General features: G+C 61.3%; 21 protein-coding genes. 7 read left to right on the top strand and 14 right to left on the bottom strand.

Annotated elements, in window-relative coordinates; all coding sequences use genetic code 11:
• On the bottom strand, positions 1–210 hold a 210-nt coding region (locus J4F42_13780), incomplete at its 3' end, for a hypothetical protein (GenBank protein ID MCE2486580.1).
• A 102-nt stretch (positions 211–312) separates the two neighbouring features.
• On the opposite strand from J4F42_13780, the gene J4F42_13775 reads away from it, so the two are divergent.
• On the top strand, positions 313–1,050 hold the full coding sequence (locus tag J4F42_13775) for a DNA alkylation repair protein (protein MCE2486579.1): 738 nt from the start codon (positions 313–315) through the stop codon (positions 1,048–1,050).
• Between the two features lie 94 nt (positions 1,051–1,144).
• Here the strand turns inward: J4F42_13775 and msrA are convergent, their stop codons facing one another.
• From msrA to J4F42_13715, 12 genes are all read right to left on the bottom strand, one after another.
• A complete protein-coding gene (gene msrA / locus J4F42_13770) occupies positions 1,145–1,714 on the bottom strand; it encodes a peptide-methionine (S)-S-oxide reductase MsrA (GenBank protein ID MCE2486578.1) in 570 nt (189 codons plus the stop codon).
• Positions 1,715–1,794: 80 nt separating this feature from the next.
• A complete protein-coding gene (locus J4F42_13765) occupies positions 1,795–2,604 on the bottom strand; it encodes a nucleoside phosphorylase (protein MCE2486577.1) in 810 nt (269 codons plus the stop codon).
• A 37-nt stretch (positions 2,605–2,641) separates the two neighbouring features.
• A complete protein-coding gene (locus tag J4F42_13760; protein MCE2486576.1) occupies positions 2,642–3,304 on the bottom strand; it encodes a DUF2914 domain-containing protein in 663 nt (220 codons plus the stop codon).
• A 326-nt stretch (positions 3,305–3,630) separates the two neighbouring features.
• The gene (locus J4F42_13755; protein ID MCE2486575.1) at positions 3,631–4,068 is read right to left on the bottom strand and encodes a hypothetical protein; all 438 of its coding nucleotides are present in this window, start codon (positions 4,066–4,068) and stop codon (positions 3,631–3,633) included.
• A gap of 74 nt (positions 4,069–4,142) precedes the next feature.
• Positions 4,143–4,535, bottom strand: coding sequence for a ribosome silencing factor (gene rsfS, locus J4F42_13750; GenBank protein MCE2486574.1), 393 nt, complete (start codon positions 4,533–4,535; stop codon positions 4,143–4,145).
• A 40-nt stretch (positions 4,536–4,575) separates the two neighbouring features.
• On the bottom strand, positions 4,576–5,220 hold the full coding sequence (gene nadD, locus J4F42_13745; GenBank protein MCE2486573.1) for a nicotinate-nucleotide adenylyltransferase: 645 nt from the start codon (positions 5,218–5,220) through the stop codon (positions 4,576–4,578).
• 6 nt (positions 5,221–5,226) lie between these two features.
• Positions 5,227–6,483 carry a glutamate-5-semialdehyde dehydrogenase gene (locus J4F42_13740; protein MCE2486572.1) on the bottom strand — a complete coding sequence of 419 codons (1,257 nt, stop codon included), beginning with the start codon at positions 6,481–6,483 and terminating at the stop codon, positions 5,227–5,229.
• A gap of 38 nt (positions 6,484–6,521) precedes the next feature.
• Positions 6,522–7,697 (bottom strand): glutamate 5-kinase, encoded by a 1,176-nt coding sequence (gene proB / locus J4F42_13735; protein ID MCE2486571.1) that lies wholly within the window; start codon positions 7,695–7,697, stop codon positions 6,522–6,524.
• Positions 7,698–7,735: 38 nt separating this feature from the next.
• A complete protein-coding gene (gene obgE / locus J4F42_13730; protein MCE2486570.1) occupies positions 7,736–8,866 on the bottom strand; it encodes a GTPase ObgE in 1,131 nt (376 codons plus the stop codon).
• Positions 8,867–8,929: 63 nt separating this feature from the next.
• On the bottom strand, positions 8,930–9,214 hold the full coding sequence (gene rpmA / locus J4F42_13725) for a 50S ribosomal protein L27 (GenBank protein ID MCE2486569.1): 285 nt from the start codon (positions 9,212–9,214) through the stop codon (positions 8,930–8,932).
• A 48-nt stretch (positions 9,215–9,262) separates the two neighbouring features.
• Positions 9,263–9,583, bottom strand: coding sequence for a 50S ribosomal protein L21 (gene rplU / locus J4F42_13720; GenBank protein MCE2486568.1), 321 nt, complete (start codon positions 9,581–9,583; stop codon positions 9,263–9,265).
• Positions 9,584–9,689: 106 nt separating this feature from the next.
• Complete coding sequence (locus J4F42_13715) at positions 9,690–11,288, bottom strand: M23 family metallopeptidase (protein MCE2486567.1); 1,599 nt, start codon at positions 11,286–11,288, stop codon at positions 9,690–9,692.
• 120 nt (positions 11,289–11,408) lie between these two features.
• On the opposite strand from J4F42_13715, the gene mltG reads away from it, so the two are divergent.
• The 3 genes from mltG (at position 11,409) to J4F42_13700 (ending at position 14,972) form a co-directional block, all read left to right on the top strand.
• Complete coding sequence (mltG, locus tag J4F42_13710; GenBank protein MCE2486566.1) at positions 11,409–12,419, top strand: endolytic transglycosylase MltG; 1,011 nt, start codon at positions 11,409–11,411, stop codon at positions 12,417–12,419.
• A gap of 18 nt (positions 12,420–12,437) precedes the next feature.
• A complete protein-coding gene (locus J4F42_13705) occupies positions 12,438–13,880 on the top strand; it encodes a hypothetical protein (GenBank protein ID MCE2486565.1) in 1,443 nt (480 codons plus the stop codon).
• Between the two features lie 90 nt (positions 13,881–13,970).
• On the top strand, positions 13,971–14,972 hold the full coding sequence (locus tag J4F42_13700; GenBank protein MCE2486564.1) for an AAA family ATPase: 1,002 nt from the start codon (positions 13,971–13,973) through the stop codon (positions 14,970–14,972).
• A 9-nt stretch (positions 14,973–14,981) separates the two neighbouring features.
• On the opposite strand, the gene J4F42_13695 is transcribed toward J4F42_13700, so the two are convergent.
• Complete coding sequence (locus J4F42_13695; GenBank protein ID MCE2486563.1) at positions 14,982–15,362, bottom strand: cupredoxin domain-containing protein; 381 nt, start codon at positions 15,360–15,362, stop codon at positions 14,982–14,984.
• A gap of 219 nt (positions 15,363–15,581) precedes the next feature.
• On the opposite strand from J4F42_13695, the gene uvrB reads away from it, so the two are divergent.
• The 3 genes from uvrB (at position 15,582) to J4F42_13680 (ending at position 19,357) form a co-directional block, all read left to right on the top strand.
• Positions 15,582–17,765 (top strand): excinuclease ABC subunit UvrB, encoded by a 2,184-nt coding sequence (gene uvrB, locus J4F42_13690; protein ID MCE2486562.1) that lies wholly within the window; start codon positions 15,582–15,584, stop codon positions 17,763–17,765.
• A gap of 45 nt (positions 17,766–17,810) precedes the next feature.
• Positions 17,811–18,455, top strand: coding sequence for an SIS domain-containing protein (locus J4F42_13685; GenBank protein MCE2486561.1), 645 nt, complete (start codon positions 17,811–17,813; stop codon positions 18,453–18,455).
• A gap of 464 nt (positions 18,456–18,919) precedes the next feature.
• The gene (locus J4F42_13680) at positions 18,920–19,357 is read left to right on the top strand and encodes a type II toxin-antitoxin system HicB family antitoxin (GenBank protein ID MCE2486560.1); all 438 of its coding nucleotides are present in this window, start codon (positions 18,920–18,922) and stop codon (positions 19,355–19,357) included.
• Positions 19,358–19,572 lie beyond the last annotated feature (215 nt).

The following is a 19,572-nucleotide window of genomic DNA, read 5'->3' as shown; positions in this document are numbered from 1 at the left end:
GATAAACTTGTCCTCGGTTCCGGTCATGATGATGACCTTGTTATCCGGGTCACTGCCGATATCGTAAAAGCAGCGTCCCAGCTCGGAGTGCGGGCTCTCTCCCCAGCGCAGCGTTCCGCCGTCGGTGTGCAGCTGCATCTGCAAAATCCCGTTGCGGCGTTCCATACGCACATGCTTGTAGCTCTCGGCGTAGTCTTCAAACCTGGCCATGGCTGTCCTCCTTGTGGCTGGTTAAAGCACCCCGAATCGAGCAAGACAAGGCGTGTCAGGCGGGGATGGTTGGGCGCCGGAGCGTTGGATATGGTGGGAGGGATGGCGCGACTTCGGACACAGGCATCAGTCCCGGCACTTTCTTCGGTCGCCGAGTTGCTGGCCTTTGTGAGCGGTCAGCTGGGCTTGCACGCCGACCCGGCCAAGGCCGGCCCGATGGCCGCCTATATGAAGACCGACATGCCGTTTTATGGCGTGGCCAAGCCTGAGCGGGATCGGATTGCCACCGCGATCAAAGACCGTTTCCCCATCACCGACCACGACACCTATGAACGGGCGGTGACTGGCCTGTGGGCCCTGTCCCATCGGGAAGAAAAATACCTGGCCATCCGTATGGCGCGGCTGTACGCCGACTATGTCACGCCTCGCTCGCTGGCCTTGTATAAACGGCTCATCCAAGACGGCGCCTGGTGGGACTGTGTGGATGAGATCGCCATCCACCTGGTCGGCCGGGTCTTGTACCACCACCGTCCGACCGTCAGTCCGATTCTGGACGCCTGGATTAACAACCAGGACATGTGGCTGCGACGCGCCGCCCTGCTGTCACAAATCCACCACAAGGGGGACACCGACGAGGAGCGCTTGTTTGGCTACTGCCTTCAGACCGCAGACGAAACCGCCTTCTTCATTCGCAAAGCCATCGGCTGGGCGCTGCGTGATTACTCGGCCACCGCGCCTGAGCGGGTACTCACCTTTCTGCAACACAACAGGGGACGGCTGAGCGGCCTCAGCTTTCGCGAAGCGGCCAGGCGCCTGAGACGCCAGGGCTATTCGCTCTGAGCCGCCGCTGCCTATGCACACGCGGCAATGCCGGAGCCGTGTGGGCGACCCCGGCATTGCCGCGTGACCGCTGCTGGAGAGTCGGGAGGACAGTTCAGCGCTTAAGCTTGTCGGTGAACGCCTTGCGGAGTTTCAAGACCTTGGGCGCAACCACATACTGACAGTAGGGCTGGTAGGGATTCTGGGCAAAGAAGTCCTGGTGGTAGTCTTCGGCCGGATAAAAGGTTTCGGCCGGGGTCACCTCGGTCACGATCTTGCCATCCCACACGCCGGCCGTCTCAAGCTCTCGAATGACGGCTGCCGAGATCTCCGCCTGGGCGGGCGTGTGGTAGTAAATCGCCGAGCGGTACTGGGTGCCGACATCCGCGCCCTGGCGATTCAGGGTGGTCGGATCATGAATGGCGAAGAAGACCTGCAGAATATCCTGGAAAGAAATGACACTCGGGTCATACGTCACCTGGACCACTTCGGCGTGGCCCGTCGTCCCCGCACACACCGCCTCGTAAGACGGGTCCGGCACCTCTCCCCCCGAGTAACCGGACACAACCTGATCAACCCCCTCGAGTTCGACATAGACCGCTTCGAGACACCAGAAGCAGCCGCCGCCCAGGGTGGCAATTTCTCTGTTTTGCTGTGAAGACGGTTGGCTGTGTTCTGTATCCATCAATCTCGCCCCTTTGCCGCCGATACATAGCAAGATTCGACAAGCCTCTGCAACCCTTGGCACCTGGCCGCCACGCGGCCTCAGAGCGGGCTGGGGTGGGCGGCCAGCCAGGTTTTTGCCGTGGCCAGAATGATGTCCAGGGCGGCCCGGCTGCCCTGGGCCTCGCCCTTCTCAAAATCGCCCTCGATGTCGCCCATCTGGTTGGTGATATGAGCAAAACACACCACCGGTTTGGCCCGGGCCTGGGCAAAGGCGTACAGCCCGGCCACCTCCATCTCAACCGCCACAATGCCCCGCGCTTGAGCCTGGCTGATAGCCGTGCGGGTTTCTCGAAAGGGGGCGTCGGTCGTCCAGGTCGCACCCCGGTAGACCGGCGTGTCGAGCGCACCAAAGGCGTCACGCAGCAGATCGAGCAGCTCTGGACGCAGGTGCGAGAAGTCGGCGGCGGGCAGATAGTGATAGCTGGTGCCCTCGTCTCGCAGGGCTTTTTCAACCAGCAGGAAAAACGGCGGCCGCCAGCTGGGATCAATCTGGCCCGAGGAGGTCACGTGAATGAGCAGCTCGCAACCCGAGGCAAACAGCTCCTCGGCCACCAGAACGGCAAACGGTGCCCCGACAACCGAGCCGACAATCCCACACTCGATACTGTCCCGGCAAAAATTATACAGAGTGGTGTGATAACACGCCCAGAACGGGTTAGGCTGGGCCTGTCCACGCGCCAGCAGGTTGGCCACAATATCCCCGTCGGGATCGAGCACACACACCCGGGGTAGTCGGCCGTCCGGCAGCGATTTTTGGCGACGGGCTTCCCGAAGCAGCTTAGCCGGCATGAACTCGGATGCCTGGCTGTAGGCTTTGTGCCGGAGCAGGGGAGGAGAGCGGTCGTCCATCGGCAGTCTTTCTCGACGGGGAGCTGAGATGGGTGCTTCACGGGCTGACACGAAACGCCACCCGGTCCAAGACCTCCCCGCCCTCGGTCACAATCTCTACCCTCCACGCACCAAGGTGGGTCGGGCGGTTCAGCGTCACGCGGCTCCAGGTCCGCGTACGGGGATGGACAATGTCCAGCGGCACCTCGCAGTATTGCTGGCCCTCGTGATAATAGACGTGGGTGAGGGTATGCGGCACAGTCTGTGAGTAGACCACCATCCAGACGTGCGGCTGGTTATGCTCGTGCAAGGCAAAGCGGGACTGGGGCTGGCGGCACTGGTGGGCCCGGACTCCCCGACAGCTCAGACTCTGGCCGATCCGGATCTGAGGCGTTGGCGCATCCATTGGCCCGTTTGCTGCGGTCGGCGGCGTTTTGGCAGGGGAGGCTTCGGCGGCTGGAGCCTGGGCGGCGGCAGCCGGCGGGACGGCAAAGCTCAGGGTGGCGACAGACGGCGGGCTGGACTCGGTTTCCCCGGAAGAAGCGAGCTTGGGTGGAGGGCCGGGCTCTTCAGCCGGAGTAGCCGCAGCTGGATTCGCGGCCACGACCGTAGCGGCCGATTTTTCTTGTCCCTCGGATACGACCACCGGGCGAACGGCTGGACTCGGGGGGACATGCTCGGGGCTGCGGAGCAGGGGGGACTGGTAAACGAAGATGGCCACGAAAGCCGAGCCGGCTAGACCGAGCCCTGCCATTATGCTCCCGTTTCTCAGCCGTCGGCCGCTCACTTTTTTCTGTGCATAGACCTTTTTGCGATCCTCCAAGATCGGTCGCAGCTGGTCCAGCTTGCGCTGAAACCGTTGCGTCTTGGCCTCCACCGCCTCTTTTTCCATACCCCGTTGTGTACCACCGATCACCCCCAAGACAAAGGGCGGTGGCTGTGAGCCGACGCAAACACACTGGTAGTGACTTACCGGAGAGAGGAGAAAGTGGAGACCGCGCAGCCCGCAGCTGGCGGCCTGAGGGGCCGGCCCGCAGACGAGCGTCCTTAGTTCCCTTTGTGGAGGTGGCCCTGCTGGGACTGCGGAATTCCGGGGTCGGTCATCACCGGCGCCCCGCCCTGGTTGGGATCGAGAAAGGCCAGCACCCGCTCCCCCGAACTCTTGTCCATCCATCTCCGCAAACGCTGCTCAAGGAACAACCTCAGCTTATGAAACTTTTTGAGCTGGCTGACGACCTCTTCTGCGCTGCGGCCGGCCAGGGGCAGACTCTCGGTCTCTTCGTGGCGATCGCGTTTTCGCGCTGCGGCCGTGCGGGATCGGGCCGGAAAGGGCTGGTAGGTGCCACTCTGCTTGCGGTAGGCCAGCCACATCGGCGAGGAGATATTACGGGCAATCCGCAGGGTTTGATCTTCGTTTTCCCAGTACTGTTCTTGGCGGGTGCTTCCGTAATAGAGAATTTCGGTCGGAGTAGAAGTACGAGCCATAGAATCTCTCCGGCAAACACCGCCGGCCAATTCCCATTCCGCTACAGGGCAACGCCACGGCGCATAGCGACCCCTCAGGCCGTTGCGAGCTTGAGGTCTTGGGCTTGGCTGGAGTAGGGTTCGGGCAACTCACACCGGGGTGCGTTGGCCCACAGACCGTCCAGATTGTAGAACTCCCGGACGTCCTCGTAGAAAATATGGATGACCACGTCACCAAAATCCATCAGTATCCACTGTCCGTTGGCAAATCCCTCGACCGCGAAGGGGTGCAGGCCCTGGGCCGCCAGGGCTTCTCCAATAGCCTCGCAGATACTCCGCACCTGGGTATCTGAGCGGCCGGTACACACAAGGAAATAATCAGCAACCGGAGTGAGCGCACTGACCTTGAGTGCGACGAGGTCGTAGGCTTTTTTGTCGAGCGCGGCTTGGGCGCACTGGAGAGCTTTTTCCCAGCTCGGATCGTTCAAAATGCGGTCCTCTCGTGACAACACAAGACAGCGTCTGACATCACCATCCCCTGTGGTACAAATCGTGGTCTGCAATATAGGCCGCCACCGCCGGCGGGACGAGGGAACGAACGGACTGGCCGTTTCGAATGTCCCGTCGGATTGCTGATGCCGAGATATCGAGACCGCTGATCTCGCGGAGAACAAGGGTGGACTGTGAAGGGTGAGTATACATCCGTAGCACCGGGTCGTAGCAAAAAACAGACTGAAAATCAACGGGAAGCGGGCAGCGCGGGTGCGACGTGCCGGGGCGTGAGGTGACAATCAGGTTACACAGCCAGGGGATGGTGCGATAGTCTTTCCAGGTCTGAATGGCGAGGAAGGCGTCGAGCCCCAGGATAAAAGACAGCGAGGCGGACGGCAGCATGGCCCGAAAGGAACGAATCGTGTCGACCGAGTACGACGGACCGGCGCGTTCGAGTTCTACAGCCGAGGCCGAAAAGGCCGGCTCATCGGCCACGGCCAGCTCAACCATCCGCAGCCGATGTCGGCTCGACACCAACTCACCGGCATCCTTATGCGGCGGGCGAGCCGCAGGCACGAAATAAATATGGTCCAGGGCGCAGATCTGACGAATCTCCTCGGCGCTGCGGATATGGCCGAGGTGGATCGGGTTAAATGTGCCGCCAAAGATGCCGACGTGCATAGGGGCCTATTCTCTGACCTGGCCGTCCCCGTAAATCAGATATTTATACGTCGTCAGCTCCCGCAGTCCCATCGGGCCGCGCGCGTGAAGTCGGTTGGTCGAAATGCCGATCTCGGCTCCGAACCCGAATTCATAGCCGTCGGTAAAGCGGGTCGAGGCGTTGGCATACACGGTTGCCGAGTCGATTTCCTGCAGAAAACGCCGCGTGTTGGTGTAATCCTCGCTGACAATGGCATCGGCCAGTCCAGATCCGTTGTCGTTAATAAAGCCGATGGCTTCATCAAGCGAATCCACGACTTTGATCGACAGGATCAGATCCAAATACTCGGTTTGCCAGTCCGCCTCGGTTGCTGCGGTGACGTGGGGAACGATGTGCCGGGTACGCTCACAGCCGCGGACTTCTGCGCCAGCCAGCTCAAGCGTCTCCACAAAAGGCGGTAAGAAGCGGGGAGCAATATCCTGATGGACCAGCAGATTCTCCATGGCGTTACACACCCAGGGGCGCTGGGTCTTGGCGTTAAGCGTGATCCGCATGGCCTTGTCCAAATCGGCCGCCGCGTCCACATAGGTGTGGCACAAGCCCGAAAAGTGCTGGATAACCGGAATGGACGACTGCTCGGTCACCGCCCGAATGAGTTCCTCTCCGCCGCGTGGAATAATCACATCCACAAAGTGGTCCTGTTGCAGCAAGACGCCGACCGCCGCGCGATCAGTTGAGCGCACGAGTTGAACCGCAGCGGGCGGTAGCCCAGCCTCGCCGAGCGCGGCGGTCAGGACATCAACGATGGCGCCGTTGGTCCGAAACGCCTCGGAGCCGCCCTTGAGAATAACCGCGTTGCCGGCCTTGAGCCCTAAGCCGGCGGCGTCTGCCGTCACATTCGGACGCGATTCATAGATAATCCCCACCACGCCGAGCGGCACCCGGACCTGGCCGATCTCCAAGCCGTTGGGACGCCGCCACATCGCCACCGTCTCGCCAACCGGGTCGGGCAGATCGACAATAATCTCCAAACCTTTCGCCATGCCCTCAATGCGTTCCTCGGTCAGTGTCAGACGATCCAGCATGGCCGAAGACAGGCCGTTGCTGCGACCGGCCTCAACGTCCTGGGCGTTGGCGGCCAGGAGTGTTTGGCTCTCCCGCCGCAGTGCGACCGCAGACTTGAGCAGGGCTTCGTTCTTGGCCTGACTCGAAGTCGTAGCCAACCCACGGGCCGCTGTCTTTGCCGCCTGACACATATCGACGACCATGTGTTCGAGGTCCATACCGGTCTCCCAATCGTGATGTTCAAGGTTCTCTGTTATCACGTGTCCGACAAAAGAGCCAAATCATCCCGATGAATGACCTCATCGCTGACCTTATAGCCCAGAATCTGCTCGATTTGGCTGGTTTTCAGGCCCTTGATCTGCTCCAGGGCTGCCGAATGGTAGTTGACCAGCCCACGGGCAAACTCGTGTCCACGGTCATCCACACAGGCGACACAGTCACCGACCCCAAAGGTTCCCCGTATCTCCCGCACGCCGGCCGGCAGCAGGCTGCGACCCGCCCGCCGGACCGCATCGGCGGCACCGGCGTCGAGCTGGAGGCTGCCGACCGGTTTCAGGGTATAAGCGATCCAGTGCTTGCGGCTGGTGATGCGATCACTGACGGGCAGAAACAAGGTCCCGGTCGGGATATCGGGGCTGAACACTGCGGGCAGGCTGGTGTCGTGGCGACCATCGGCAATAATGGTCGGAATACCGGACAGGGCCGCCTTACGGGCGGCTTGGAGTTTGGAGGTCATCCCGCCCCGCCCCAGCGGTCCGGCGGCGCCGGTCGTATACGACAGCGCATCGTCGCACCGCTCAACCAGGGACACCAGTCGGGCATCGGCGTGCAGCCGGGGGTCGTGCTCGTACAGTCCCTCGACATCGCTCAGAATCACCAGCAGATCGGCCTCAATGAGGACGGCGACCAGAGCCGACAGATTATCATTATCGCCGAACTCGATCTCCTCAACAGCGACACTATCGTTCTCGTTCACAATCGGCAGCACACCGTTCTCAAGCAGGGTTTGGACGGTGTGCTTGGCGTTCAAATAGCGGCCGCGGTCGGCCACATCGTCGTGGGTCAGCAGGATCTGGCCGACATGGGCACCGCGGCGCGAAAAAGCTTGCTCGTACAGGGCCATCAGGGCGATCTGGCCAACCGCGGCGGCAGCCTGTTTGCTCGGAATCGTTCGGGACCGCTCCAGTTGTATGCCTAGGCGACCCAGTCCTGCCGCAACGGCTCCCGAGCTGACCAGGACGATCTCCTTGCCCCGCTCCTGGCCTCCGGCTCGCAGGGCCGCCATGTCTCGGGCCAGACGCTCGACACTCTCGACGTTGACCCCATCCTGCCGGGACAGAATGCTGCTGCCGACCTTGATCACGACCCGGCGGGCACGCCGCAGGATGGCCGCCTTATGGCAGAGGTGATCGTGATGTCCTTGAGGTTCCATCTGTTCTCACGATCACCTTTGGGGCAGCTGCACCTCGGCTAATCCCATGTCCACGTTTCCTCGTCCGGCTGGGCAGACGCCTGGGGATCGGCGGCAGCTTCCCCGGCTCGCTTGCGCATATCCGTAAAAGATATCGTTGATCTCTTCCTGTCTGAGGATCGGTCATCAACGATATCTTTTGTAAGAGTACGAGCAATGTTCCGGATCAGCTCACTCACGCCCTCCCGACTGGCAGCGCTCACGGCCGTCAGTCCAATACCGTGGGCGGCAAAGCTTGCCGTTACCTCGGCGAGGCGCTGCCGCGTTGCGGGCAGGTCATACTTGGTAACGACGACCAGCTGGGGCCGTTCGAGCAGGGCCGGATCGAAGCTGTGGAGTTCGTGCCTGAGGACGCCATAGTCGTGCCACGGCTCACGTTGTGGATCCGAAATATCGAGCAAATAGACCAGGACCGAGGTGCGTGACAGGTGACGCAGGAAGCGCGCGCCAAGCCCGTGCCCTTCATGCGCGCCTTCGATGAGCCCAGGAATATCAGCCATCACAAACGTACCCTCGTCTCCGTAGCGGACGACGCCGAGATGGGGCGTCAGAGTGGTAAACGGAAAATCCGCAATCCGCGGCCGGGCGGCGGACACGCTGGACAGCAGGGTCGATTTGCCGGCATTCGGAAATCCGACCAGACCCACGTCAGCCAGTACGCGCAACTCAAACCGCAGGGTCCGTTCCTCCCCCGGTCGTCCCGGTTGAGCCTGGCGGGGCAGGCGGTTTCTGGCCGAGGCAAAAAACGCATTCCCCTTGCCGCCCTTTCCCCCTCTGGCAACGAGGACCCGGCGGTCGGGCTGGGTCAGATCGGCCAGCACCTCGCCGTTGTCAGCGTCACGAATGAGCGTCCCGGGCGGCACGCGGACAATACGGTCCGGGGCGTTGCGTCCGTGCTGATCCTTGCCGCGGCCGTGCTCGCCGCGGGCAGCCCGTATATGCTGGCTATAGCGCAGGTCGAGCAGGGTGCTGAGCTGCGGATCGACCTGGAAAATCACACTCCCGCCGTTGCCGCCGTTGCCGCCGTTCGGACCGCCTCGGGGGCGGTACTTTTCGCGCAGGAAGCTGACACAGCCCTTGCCGCCGTCACCCGCTTTGACAAAAACCCGAACTTCATCAACAAAGCGCATACCACAAAAAAAGCCCCGTGCGGGGCTTCACAAAAACGGGGGGGGGCGGAACAGGAAGCGATCTCACGACGCAGCGACGGTATTCGTCGATGGCTCGACCGGATACACGCTGACCCGTTTCCGTGTCTTTCCCATCCGTTCGAAACGGACCGTGCCGTCAACCTTGGCAAAAATCGTATAATCCCGTCCCATACCGACGTTTGCGCCCGGATAAATACGGGTGCCGAGTTGACGGATGATGATATTGCCAGCCTTGGCGTGCTGGCCCCCAAAGAGTTTCACACCACGCCGCTGGCCCGGACTGTCGCGTCCATTCCGACTTGATCCCTGTCCTTTTTTATGCGCCATGGTTGGTCCTCCCGAATCTGTAGGGGCAACCCCCTGTGGTTGCCCTGCCTAATGAGCGAGACTGATATCCTGGACACGCACCGCCGTAAACGCTTGACGATGGCCACGTTTGCGACGGTATCCCTTGCGCCGCTTTTTCTTGAACACGAGAATTTTTCGCTCTCTGCCATGCTCGACGATCTGGGCTACCACCCTGGCTCCGGCAACGGTCGGCCTGCCGACCTGAATCGTCCCCTCGTTTGAGGTGAGCAGCACCTCGCTGAACTCGACCTGGCTACCGGGCTCGCCTTCCAAGGACTCGATTCTGAGCAGTTCGCCGGGCGTCACCCGGTACTGTTTTCCACCCGTTCGGATAACTGCGTATGCCATCCCTGTGTACCTATGTGAGCGGCTTGGGGGTGTCAACTCCCAACCGCGGGCGACGCCAGTCTGGGCAACACGCGGCCGGAAGATCGGGGGGCATGCAAGAGCGAGGCTAGAGGGTCGACGTGGCCGTCGCCACTGCGGCAAACACCCGCGTTTCTACGGTCTGACTAATATCCAGCTGGGCCAGGTATGCGGCCAGCGTTTTTTTCAGCTCGGCCTGGGCCGGGTGCGGTTTCTGCCGGTCGCTTCTGGAGGCGGTCCTGGATAAATTTTTCAGCGGATTCACGTATCTCCCGTTTTTGATCAGACCAAAGTGGAGATGCGGTCCGGTGGCCAAGCCGGTCGAGCCGACCCTGCCAATTTTTTGCCCGCGTCTGACTCGTTGTCCAGGCCGGATCCCGGTGGCAATGCGATCCAGATGGGCGTACTCCGTGCTGTAGCCGCCGGCATGATTGATGCGGATAAGCCGACCAAATCCACCCTCCCGACCGGCGTAGGTGATGGTCCCATCGGCTACCGCTCGGACCAGCGTCCCACGCGGGGCGGCAAAATCCACGCCGTTATGGGGCCGGTGGCGTTTGAGGATAGGATGAAACCGGGCAGTGGTAAACACGGACGAAATCCGGGTGTAGCGCAACGGGTAGAGGAAGCCCTGGTCACGGGTGGGCAACAAGACTTGTAACACCTTGCCTTTATTGATAATTTCAGCCGCTAAAACCCGCCCGTACTGAACCGGCTCACCGTCCTCACGCTGGTACTCTTCAAAGATGACCTTAAAGATGTCCCCGGCTCTGAGGTCGGAAAAGAAATCAAGGTCCCAACCCAAATCGACCATTTCATCGACGATACGCCTGGGCACGTCGGCGTTTTGCACCGCAGCTTCATACAGACTGCTGGTGATGCGGCCGGCGGTCGCACGCCACACTTTGGTGGTGGGCAGCTTCTCGGTGCGCGAGGTAACGCTCCCGTCCGCCGCTCGTTCAAGAGTCAGCTGGGACAGGGCGCCCATCTCATAGCGCAGACTGGTCAGCATCGGCGTCTCAGGACCTTCGGCAAAAACAAAAGAGAAGCGCCGACCGATTTGCAGATTGCGTACGTGTTTGTCCTTTTTAGCGGCCGCAATCCAGGCCGCAATCCATCTGGCTCCCGCCTTCCGGACGATCCCCTGACCGCGCAGTATGGTCTCAAAGGTATCGTTCTTGCGCACGGTGTACGTGGTCTGGAACGGGAAAGAGTGGGGCTGTTCAACAGGTGGGACAGGTGTTGTGACCGCAGGCGACGCATCTGACACCCCAGGCAGTGTGGCGATCACCTCCGGGCCGGGCACCTCCTCGGGCAGGCCCAACGGCGACGGATGGTAAGCTATGAGGATTTCGTCCACATCCTGTGTGGGTGAGTCAACAGGCAGGGCAAGCGTTGTGACCGCAGGCGACGCATCTGACACCCCAGGCAGTGTGGTGACCACCTCCGGGTCGGGCACCTCCTCGGGCAGGCCCAACGGCGACGGATGGCGGGTCTTTCGGACCTCACTCAAACGCTGCTGAAGTTGCTCAATGACCTTTTGTTCCTCAACCCGATGATCAACGGCCGAACTGGCATTGCGGACGATGATCCCGAGCAGACACAGGGCGAGGACGGGAGCAGTGATCAGCAACTGGATGTGACCATGCACTATGCCGGTAAGAAGAGCGCCTTTGTTAGATCCCATCTCGCATCCACCCCCCAGCGAAAAACACGGGCAAGCCTGCCAGCCCCAGGCGTAAATGTCAAGGACATCGACCGTGGCTGAGATTGTGTCGAAGAGCGGGGGGTGGTAGTCTTGCCTGCTATGCAAACAGGCAAGCGGGGAAAGCGCGCCCTGTTCCTGGTCAGCCTGCTTGCGCCGCTTCTGATCGGCGGAAGCGTGGCCTGGTTTGGCTATCGGGCTCTGATGACACCGGGTCCGCCGTTGCCTCAATCTGTCCGTTTCTTTGTCCAAAACGGTTCCCCACTGGACTCCATCGCCCGCCACCTGCACACCGAAGGCGTGCTGAACCAAGTCTGGGTCTTTCGCCTGTGGGCTCGCTGGAGCGGTATGGATAGACACATCAAGCCCGGTGAATACCTCTTTCCCAAAGCGCTCTCTCCCCTGGAGCTGCTCACACGGCTGAGTCAGGGCCAGCTCGTGCGCCGGACCGTCACGATTCCCGAGGGATTCAGCCTGGTTCAGATCGCTCAACTGCTCGAACAGCGGGGGTTTGGCACGGCTGAGAGTTTTCTGTGTCTGAATGCCGATCCCGAGTTCTTGGCCGACTGGAGACTGCCCGCCAACAGCCTCGAAGGCTATCTCTACCCGGCCACCTATCAGTTCTCTGTTCGGGCTCCGGCCCGAGAAATCCTGGGCCGGATGATCGCCCGTTTTTATGCCGCCTGGGATCCGGTTCTGGAGCGCCGGGCCGCCGAACTGGGATTGAGCCTGCACGAGGTCGTCACCCTGGCCTCGATTATCGAAAAAGAGACCGGCCAGGTCGCCGAACGCCCGCTGATCGCGGCGGTGATCCACAATCGGCTCAACAGAGGCATCCGACTCCAGTGTGACCCGACCGTTATCTACGGCATCAAAAATTTTGACGGAAACCTCACCCGCCACCACCTGCAAACCCCGACACCGTATAACACGTATGTGATCCGTGGCCTTCCGCCGGGCCCGATTGCCAACCCCGGCTTGGCCGCCCTGCGGGCCGCTCTGTATCCGGCCAGCACGGACTATCTGTACTTTGTGGCTCGCGGTGATGGCACCCATCATTTTTCGGTCAGCCTGGCCGAGCACAATCGAGCTGTCCGGCGTTTTCAAAGATAGCGCTCCTGAGACAGGCCCATGGCCCGGCACCAACTTGCGTTCACGCTGATCAACAGGACGGCCCAGCACCTGCGTCGCCAGCGGCGTCTCAACGTCCTGGGCTTCTTTCTGCCCCTGGGTATAGCTCTCGGCCTGGGCGGCGGCTTGCTGCTGGCAAGCGTGTCCTGGCCGCTCGTCCTGCTGCTGGCTCCCCTCGGGGTCTGGGCGTTCTTCCTGTGGACGGCTCTACGTCACACCCGACACGAAGCCGAACACCAGAGTGCAGCCGCGCTGCTGGATGAAAGAACGCTGGGCAAAGAGCGCTTTCTGACCCTGGCAACCCTCTCGCAGCCTCAAGCACCCACCGCTCTAAACAAGAAGAGATCATCGTCCACCTTGGTGTCCCTGCTGGAGCGCGACACGGCCAAGCGGGCGGCGTTTTTTGTTCCGGAACGGGATGTGCCGTTTCGGCTGGACAGGCGTGTGCCAATCGGCCTGCTGGTGTCCGGCCTGTGCGTAGCCGGGGCCTTTGGCCTGTTTATGCTGTCGTCTCAGCCCATTTCGGCCCTTCCCCCTCTCGACCTGTCCCAACAGCCCCTGCGGCTGAGCGAGCTTGAAAAAAAGGCCCATGAACTGACGACCCAGGGCGAAACCCGCCCGGAGAGAGAAGCGGGCGCTGAGTTGCTCTCCCTGGTCGCAAGGCTCAAGGCACCGGAGCTGAGCCCCCAGGAAAAGGAACGTCTTATCGAAGAGACACAGCAGCGCCTCAGGCTCAACATTCAGCTCCCGCAACTCCTGCCGCAACTCCTGTCGATTGACCTGCTGGCCACCCAGGGTCGGCACGAACAGGATGGGGCGAGCGGCGACCGGCAGTCGCAAGGAGACCGCAAGAACTCCTCGGCGACTGAAGGGACCGGTCAGGAGCCGGACCGGCGAGATGACAAGCCCGCAGCAGGCGACCGCAACCGTCAGGCCGAACCGCCCCAACAGGCGGGCGGCGGCATTCAATTTGAGCCGCCCAAGCGGGACGGCGAAAAGAAACTCCAGTCCGACCAAGGGACAGGCAGGACGCGGCGGGCGGCCGCCCAACACGACCCCACACTCCACGTCCAGGGGGGAGACCCGGATAGCCCCGGCGGGCAGCGAGGCCAAGACCCCAATACGCCCGGCCTCCAGCCCGACCCCAACCGCACCCAGTCCACGGGCAGCGGCACGGGTCCCGGTCAGGGGCCAGCCCCGCGGTTCGGCCACGCCGGAGAAAAAGTGGGCGGGTTTCTGACCAAGGACGTGCGCTTTGTCAAAGTCCGCGTACCGGCCGGGGATACGGGCCACAGCGACGCCGGAGAACGCACCGCCAACACGAGTCCGGCTCAGCCCATCACGCCCTACAGCAACGCCCCGCTCACCGACCAGGCCCACGACTCGACCCCGGCCGGCCAGCCCATTCCTCTGGAGTACCGGCCCATTCTCGACAAAGAGTAAACGTGTCAACATGTTCATGTGGTTGGAGGACACGTTTACTCTTTAAGGCGGACGATTGAGCAAGAAGAGAGTATCGTCCAGTAGTACACAATGACTCACCCAGACGAAGACCGCATACAGCGCTTTTGTCAGCTCTTCAGCGCGCTGGAGGAAGAGGTCGGGCGCGTCATTGTCGGCAATCGGGAGATTGTGCGCAAAGTGCTGACCGCCTTTTTTGCCGGCGGGCATGTGTTGCTGGAGAGTGCGCCCGGCTTAGGCAAAACCCTGCTGATGAAATCCCTGAGTCGGGCGGTGAGCCTGGGCGCCAAGCGGATCCAGTTTACCCCCGACCTGATGCCGTCGGACATTGTGGGCACGGAGGTCTTGTCCGAGAGCCGCGGCGAGCGGTCTTTTACGTTCAAACCGGGTCCGGTTTTCACCCACATTGTGCTGGCAGACGAGGTCAATCGAGCCACGCCCAAAACCCAGTCGGCCATCCTGGAAGCCATGGAAGAACACCAGGTCTCGGTATTCGGTCAGACGCACCGTCTGACTCCACCCTTTTTTGTCATGGCGACCCAGAATCCGATTGAAATCGAGGGCACCTATCCGTTGCCCGAGGCCCAGCTCGACCGCTTTTTGTTCAAGCTGATCATTCACTCGCCCAGCAGCGCGGAACTGACCGAGATTCTCAACCGGACGACCACCGATACGCAGGAGGAGGTGCGCCCCCTGCTCGGCTCTGAGGAGCAGGCCGCGACCGCAGTCGAACAGCTCAAGGGACTCGTCCGCGAGGTCTTACTGGCGCCGCCGCTGAACCACTACATCGCCCGCCTGATCGCCGCAGCCACCCCGGGCAATGCCGAGGCGCTGCCCGAGGTCAATCAGTATGTCCGCTTCGGTCCCAGCCCGCGCGGTGCGCAGGCGATGACCCTGGGAGCCAAGGTCAACGCCCTGTTGGATAAGCGGGTGAACGTCAGCTACGACGATATTGTCGATGTGGCCCTGCCGGCCCTGCGACACCGGTGTTTGCTGAACTTTCAGGCCGAGGCCGAGGGCGTGCAGGCGGATGCGCTTGTCGAGGCCCTGCTGCAAAAGGTGGACAGAGCCTGAACCCGACCGTCAGTCTTCCACGATCAGCTGGCCGTGCACGTGGGCCGGGTGCAGCTGGCAGCGGATATCAAAAATCCCGGCCTTGTCGGCCGTAAACTCGACCGTCTTTTTCTCGCCGTGATTGACCACCGTCTCGACCTCGAAGGCTGGAATCGCGAAACCATGGTTGGGCGGGTCACCGGGAATATTGTTGATGACCGTGACCGAAACGGTGTCTCCCTGGGACACGGCCAACACCGAAGGCAGGAACATCTTCGAGCCCTCATACAACACATTCACAACGGTGAACTTGCGGACCGCGTCCTGGGCCGCAAGGGGCGTGGCCCAGGAGACGAAGATCACAAGGCTGAGAGCCAGCCCCCATATGCGCCAATACGATCGTTGAGCCATCACTTCCATGGTGTCGTGTACCTCCCGGCAGGATCAGCAAAAGAACGTGATGATCCGATCTCATCTTGGAGAAACCGGTCATCCCCACTCTCTTTTCCGGGTAGTCAGCCATAAGCGCCATGGTTTTGCAACGCCCCAGGCGGCGCGGTCCCCCCATTCCGTAGCAGTGCGGCCGACCACCCTCTGCTTTCCGGTGCATTCTTGCTAAGATAGCCGGCCATGCAGCGGGAAGGCACATTTCAGCTCGTTTCGGAGTTTCAACCCCAGGGCGACCAGCCGCAGGCGATTGAGGAACTGCTCGAGGGTCTCGACAAGGGCCGCCGGCATCAAGTCCTGCTCGGTGTCACCGGCTCGGGCAAGACCTTTTCGATGGCCCATGTCATCGCCCGGGCGAACCGGCCGGCCCTCATCATCGCCCCCAACAAGACGCTCGCCGCCCAGCTGTACGGCGAGTTTGCCGAACTCTTTCCCCACAACGCGGTCCGCTATTTTGTCAGCTACTACGACTACTACCAGCCCGAAGCCTACGTTCCCCAGAGCGATACCTATATTGAGAAAGACGCGTCCATCAACGAAGAGATCGACAAGATGCGCCACTCGGCCACCAAGGCGCTGCTGGAGCGCCGCGACACCATCATTGTCGCCAGCGTGTCGTGTATCTATGGCCTGGGCTCGCCCGAGTCGTATTTTGACCTGATCGTGTTTGTCGAGGAAAACACCGAGGTTGATCGGGACGCCCTGCTGCGCAAACTCGTCGATATCCAGTATCAGCGCAACGACTTTGACTTTCATCGCGGCACCTTTCGGGTGCGCGGCGACGTGGTCGAGGTGTTCCCGACCTACGAGGAGAGCCGCGCCGTCCGCATCGAGTTCTTTGGTGACAGCGTCGAGGCGGTGGCGGAAATCGATCCCCTGCGCGGTAAGGTGCTGCGGCGGCTGGATAAAGCCATGATTTATCCGGCCAGCCACTACGTTACCACCGCAAGCCGGACCCGGACCGCAGCCGCATCGATTCGCGCCGAACTCGAGCAGCGGCTCGAGGAGTTGCGGGCCGACAACAAGCTCCTGGAAGCCCAGCGTCTGGAGCAACGGACCCTGTACGATCTGGCTCTGCTGGCCGAAATGGGCTTCTGTCCGGGCATCGAGAACTACTCCCGGCACCTCGACGGCAGACAGCCGGGCGAGCCGCCCTACACCCTGATCGACTACTTTCCCGACGACTATCTGCTGTTTATCGACGAGAGCCATGTCACCGTGCCGCAGACCGGTGGCATGTACCGGGGCGACCGCTCGCGCAAGACCACCCTGGTGGACTACGGCTTTCGGCTGCCCTCGGCGATTGATAATCGGCCGCTCAGCTTTCAGGAGTTTGAACACAAGCAGGGCCAGGTCATCTATGTCTCGGCCACACCCGGCGACTATGAGCTGGACAAGAGCCGGCGCCACGTCGTCGAGCAGCTGATCCGCCCGACCGGCCTGCTTGACCCCGAGGTTATCGTCCGGCCAGCCAGAAACCAGGTTGACGATCTGCTGGAAGAAATCCGTAAACGGGTGGAACAGGGCGAGCGGGTCATGGCCACCACCCTGACCAAACGGCTGGCCGAAGACCTGACCGATTATTACCAGGACATCGGCATCAAGGTCCGCTACCTCCACTCCGACATCGACACCATCGAGCGGGTCGAGATCCTGCGCGCCCTGCGGCGCGGCACGTTTGACGTGTTGATCGGCATCAACCTGTTGCGCGAGGGGTTGGACATCCCCGAGGTGTCGCTGGTGGCGATTCTCGACGCCGACAAAGAGGGCTATCTGCGCTCCGAGCGCTCGCTGATCCAGACCATTGGCCGGGCGGCGCGCAATGTCAACGGCCAGGTCTTGATGTATGCCGATACGCTCACCGTCTCCATGCGCCGGGCTCTTGACGAGACCCAGCGCCGGCGTCGGATTCAGGCAGCCTACAACAAACGCCACAAGATCACGCCGCAGAGCATCCAGAAGGCCCTGGCCTCGCCCCTGGTCAAGGCATATGAGGCCGACTATGCAGACGTTCCAGCTATTGCAGAGGACAGCCCGGACTATGTGTCCGCCCAGCAGCTGGCCAAACAGATCGAAGACACCCGCAAAGCCATGCAGCAGGCTGCGGCCGCCCTGGAGTTTGAACAAGCCGCCGAACTGCGCAACCGTTTGCAGGCTCTGGAACAGCAGAGCCTGGGTTTAGCCGCCCCGACCGGCAAAGGGCATCCTGAGACCAACCCACACCAACAGGACGGCACGCTTTCCTTTGGCACGCCCGAGGTAACGCAAACCAGCGGCCGTCGAAGCGCGAAAAAGACCGGCGGTCGGCGTCGGGCGGGCAGAGCCCGCGCCAAGAAAGGGAATCGTGATAACAAAAGCTACCCATGAGGAGATCACGATTCCCTTTTAGACCAGAGCCGCACAGAAATAACCATGCCGACTCACAAGAAAAAGCCGCTCAATCTGTCTCCCGAACTCACCCGGGCCCGGACGATTCTCAACGCCGAGGCCGAGGCCATTCGAGCCATTCCGCTCAGCGCCGATTTTGTCCACGCGGTTGACATCTTGCAGCGCTGCAAGGGCAAGGTCATCACCACCGGCATGGGCAAGGTCGGCATCGTAGCCCTGAAGGTCGCCACCACCCTGTCATCGACCGGCACGCCGGCCTGTTTTCTACATCCCGGAGAAGCCGCCCACGGCGACCTCGGCCTAGTCACCAAGGACGATGTCATGATCACCTTCTCCAACAGCGGCAAAACGCGCGAGGTGATCGAGATGCTCGACCGGGCCAAGGCGCTCAACAGCATGCCGCTGATCGCCATCACCAGCCACCCGCGTTCTCCCATCGCCCGCCAGAGCGACGTGGTGCTGCGTATCGGCGCGATCAAAGAGCCCTGTTCGCTCGGCCTGACCCCGTCATCAAGTACAACGGCGATGATGGCGCTGGGCGACGCCCTGGCCCTGGTGCTGATGGACAGAAAGCGCTTCACCAAGGCCGACTACGCCAAATTCCACCACGGCGGCTATCTGGGCCGAAAGGCCCGCAAAGAGGCCCGGCAGGAAAATGGAGCGGGGTAAGGCGTCTCACACCCACACCCCAGACTGAACAATCTTCGGCCGCCCTGCCGTTAGCCATTTCTACGGCTGATAATTTTACATTATGTCGTCTCCCCGTTGATGTGCACTCATTTTTGTGCGTATCTATCAGGGTATCATTCTAAGGAGGAACACGTATGGCAGCATGGATGCGAAAGTTGATGGTAGTGGGAGAAGGATGGAATGAACGGAAAACAATTCATGACGCGTGTTCGGCGGTGGGCCAGAGCTAAGGACCTCAAGACAAGATTCATCGCCTCAGAAGGGGCGGGCTCGCATGGAACGCTCTATGTGGGCAATCGAAAAACGACAGTTAAGGATCGACGAAAAGAAATCGGGAAGGGTCCGCTCAACAAGATGCTCGCAGACCTTGGCATTCCCAAAAACGAATTCCTTTAGGCCAGGCGGTAAGACGCTGGCAGCGTGAGGATGAACAGCGGCGACCAATGCCACACACTTTCAACTATCCTGCGGTGATCGAACGGGACGAGGACGGTCGGTTTGTCGTCACGTTTCCAGACTTCGGGTGGGGAGCGACTGATGGAGCAACTCGCGACGAAGCGCTGGCCGAGGCGAAGGACTTGTTGCGGGAATTGATCACGACGACGATCCGCGAGGGCCGACCCTTACCCATACCGTCGCGTGCCAGTAAGCGGCGACCGTTAGTCATCCCGCCGTTGCAGATCGCTCTGAAAGCAGCCCTCTACGAAGCCTATCGCCAGGCCAACATCTCGCAACGCCGCCTCGCCCGTGACCTGAACATTGCTGAGAACGAGGTGCGACGGATGCTGAACCCGGATCATGCCACAAAGGCCAGCACTATAGAGGCAGTGTTAGGCCATCTCGGCGCCCGTATCTCCCTGACCGTTGATAAGGCTGCTTAGGGGGTTCTCCGGCCGGTGATTCGTTCAGACTCAGCCGGCTGATAAGGCGTGTGCAAGTCGTTGATTTTGTCATTTTTTGAGGGGATATCATGCTGAAGAGGGCTTTTCTCTGCGTCGTTATTGTTGGATTGGCCGCACTAGAGCACTTCACGATTCCGTATAGCCAGCCGGTTCTTGTCGTCATTCCGGCGAAAGCCGGAATCCAGGCGCTCGGC

It is taken from the genome of Desulfurellaceae bacterium (assembly GCA_021296095.1).
GTDB lineage: Bacteria > Desulfobacterota > Binatia > Bin18 > Bin18 > JAAXHF01.
Note: the sequence above shows the minus strand (reverse complement) of the source record. Positions and strands in the feature narration are given on the sequence as shown.

Excerpts from the sequence above, each read along its gene's own strand:
- J4F42_13775 (MCE2486579.1), top strand. The coding sequence starts at position 313 with ATGGCGCGACTTCGGACACAGGCATCAGTCCCGGCACTTTCTTCGGTC.
- msrA (MCE2486578.1), bottom strand. The coding sequence starts at position 1,714 with ATGGATACAGAACACAGCCAACCGTCTTCACAGCAAAACAGAGAAATT.
- J4F42_13765 (MCE2486577.1), bottom strand. The coding sequence starts at position 2,604 with ATGGACGACCGCTCTCCTCCCCTGCTCCGGCACAAAGCCTACAGCCAG.
- J4F42_13755 (MCE2486575.1), bottom strand. The coding sequence starts at position 4,068 with ATGGCTCGTACTTCTACTCCGACCGAAATTCTCTATTACGGAAGCACC.
- nadD (MCE2486573.1), bottom strand. The coding sequence starts at position 5,220 with ATGCACGTCGGCATCTTTGGCGGCACATTTAACCCGATCCACCTCGGC.
- J4F42_13740 (MCE2486572.1), bottom strand. The coding sequence starts at position 6,483 with ATGGACCTCGAACACATGGTCGTCGATATGTGTCAGGCGGCAAAGACA.
- proB (MCE2486571.1), bottom strand. The coding sequence starts at position 7,697 with ATGGAACCTCAAGGACATCACGATCACCTCTGCCATAAGGCGGCCATC.
- obgE (MCE2486570.1), bottom strand. The coding sequence starts at position 8,866 with ATGCGCTTTGTTGATGAAGTTCGGGTTTTTGTCAAAGCGGGTGACGGC.
- rpmA (MCE2486569.1), bottom strand. The coding sequence starts at position 9,214 with ATGGCGCATAAAAAAGGACAGGGATCAAGTCGGAATGGACGCGACAGT.
- rplU (MCE2486568.1), bottom strand. The coding sequence starts at position 9,583 with ATGGCATACGCAGTTATCCGAACGGGTGGAAAACAGTACCGGGTGACG.
- J4F42_13715 (MCE2486567.1), bottom strand. The coding sequence starts at position 11,288 with ATGGGATCTAACAAAGGCGCTCTTCTTACCGGCATAGTGCATGGTCAC.
- mltG (MCE2486566.1), top strand. The coding sequence starts at position 11,409 with ATGCAAACAGGCAAGCGGGGAAAGCGCGCCCTGTTCCTGGTCAGCCTG.
- J4F42_13705 (MCE2486565.1), top strand. The coding sequence starts at position 12,438 with ATGGCCCGGCACCAACTTGCGTTCACGCTGATCAACAGGACGGCCCAG.
- J4F42_13700 (MCE2486564.1), top strand. The coding sequence starts at position 13,971 with ATGACTCACCCAGACGAAGACCGCATACAGCGCTTTTGTCAGCTCTTC.
- J4F42_13695 (MCE2486563.1), bottom strand. The coding sequence starts at position 15,362 with ATGGCTCAACGATCGTATTGGCGCATATGGGGGCTGGCTCTCAGCCTT.
- uvrB (MCE2486562.1), top strand. The coding sequence starts at position 15,582 with ATGCAGCGGGAAGGCACATTTCAGCTCGTTTCGGAGTTTCAACCCCAG.
- J4F42_13685 (MCE2486561.1), top strand. The coding sequence starts at position 17,811 with ATGCCGACTCACAAGAAAAAGCCGCTCAATCTGTCTCCCGAACTCACC.
- J4F42_13680 (MCE2486560.1), top strand. The coding sequence starts at position 18,920 with ATGCCACACACTTTCAACTATCCTGCGGTGATCGAACGGGACGAGGAC.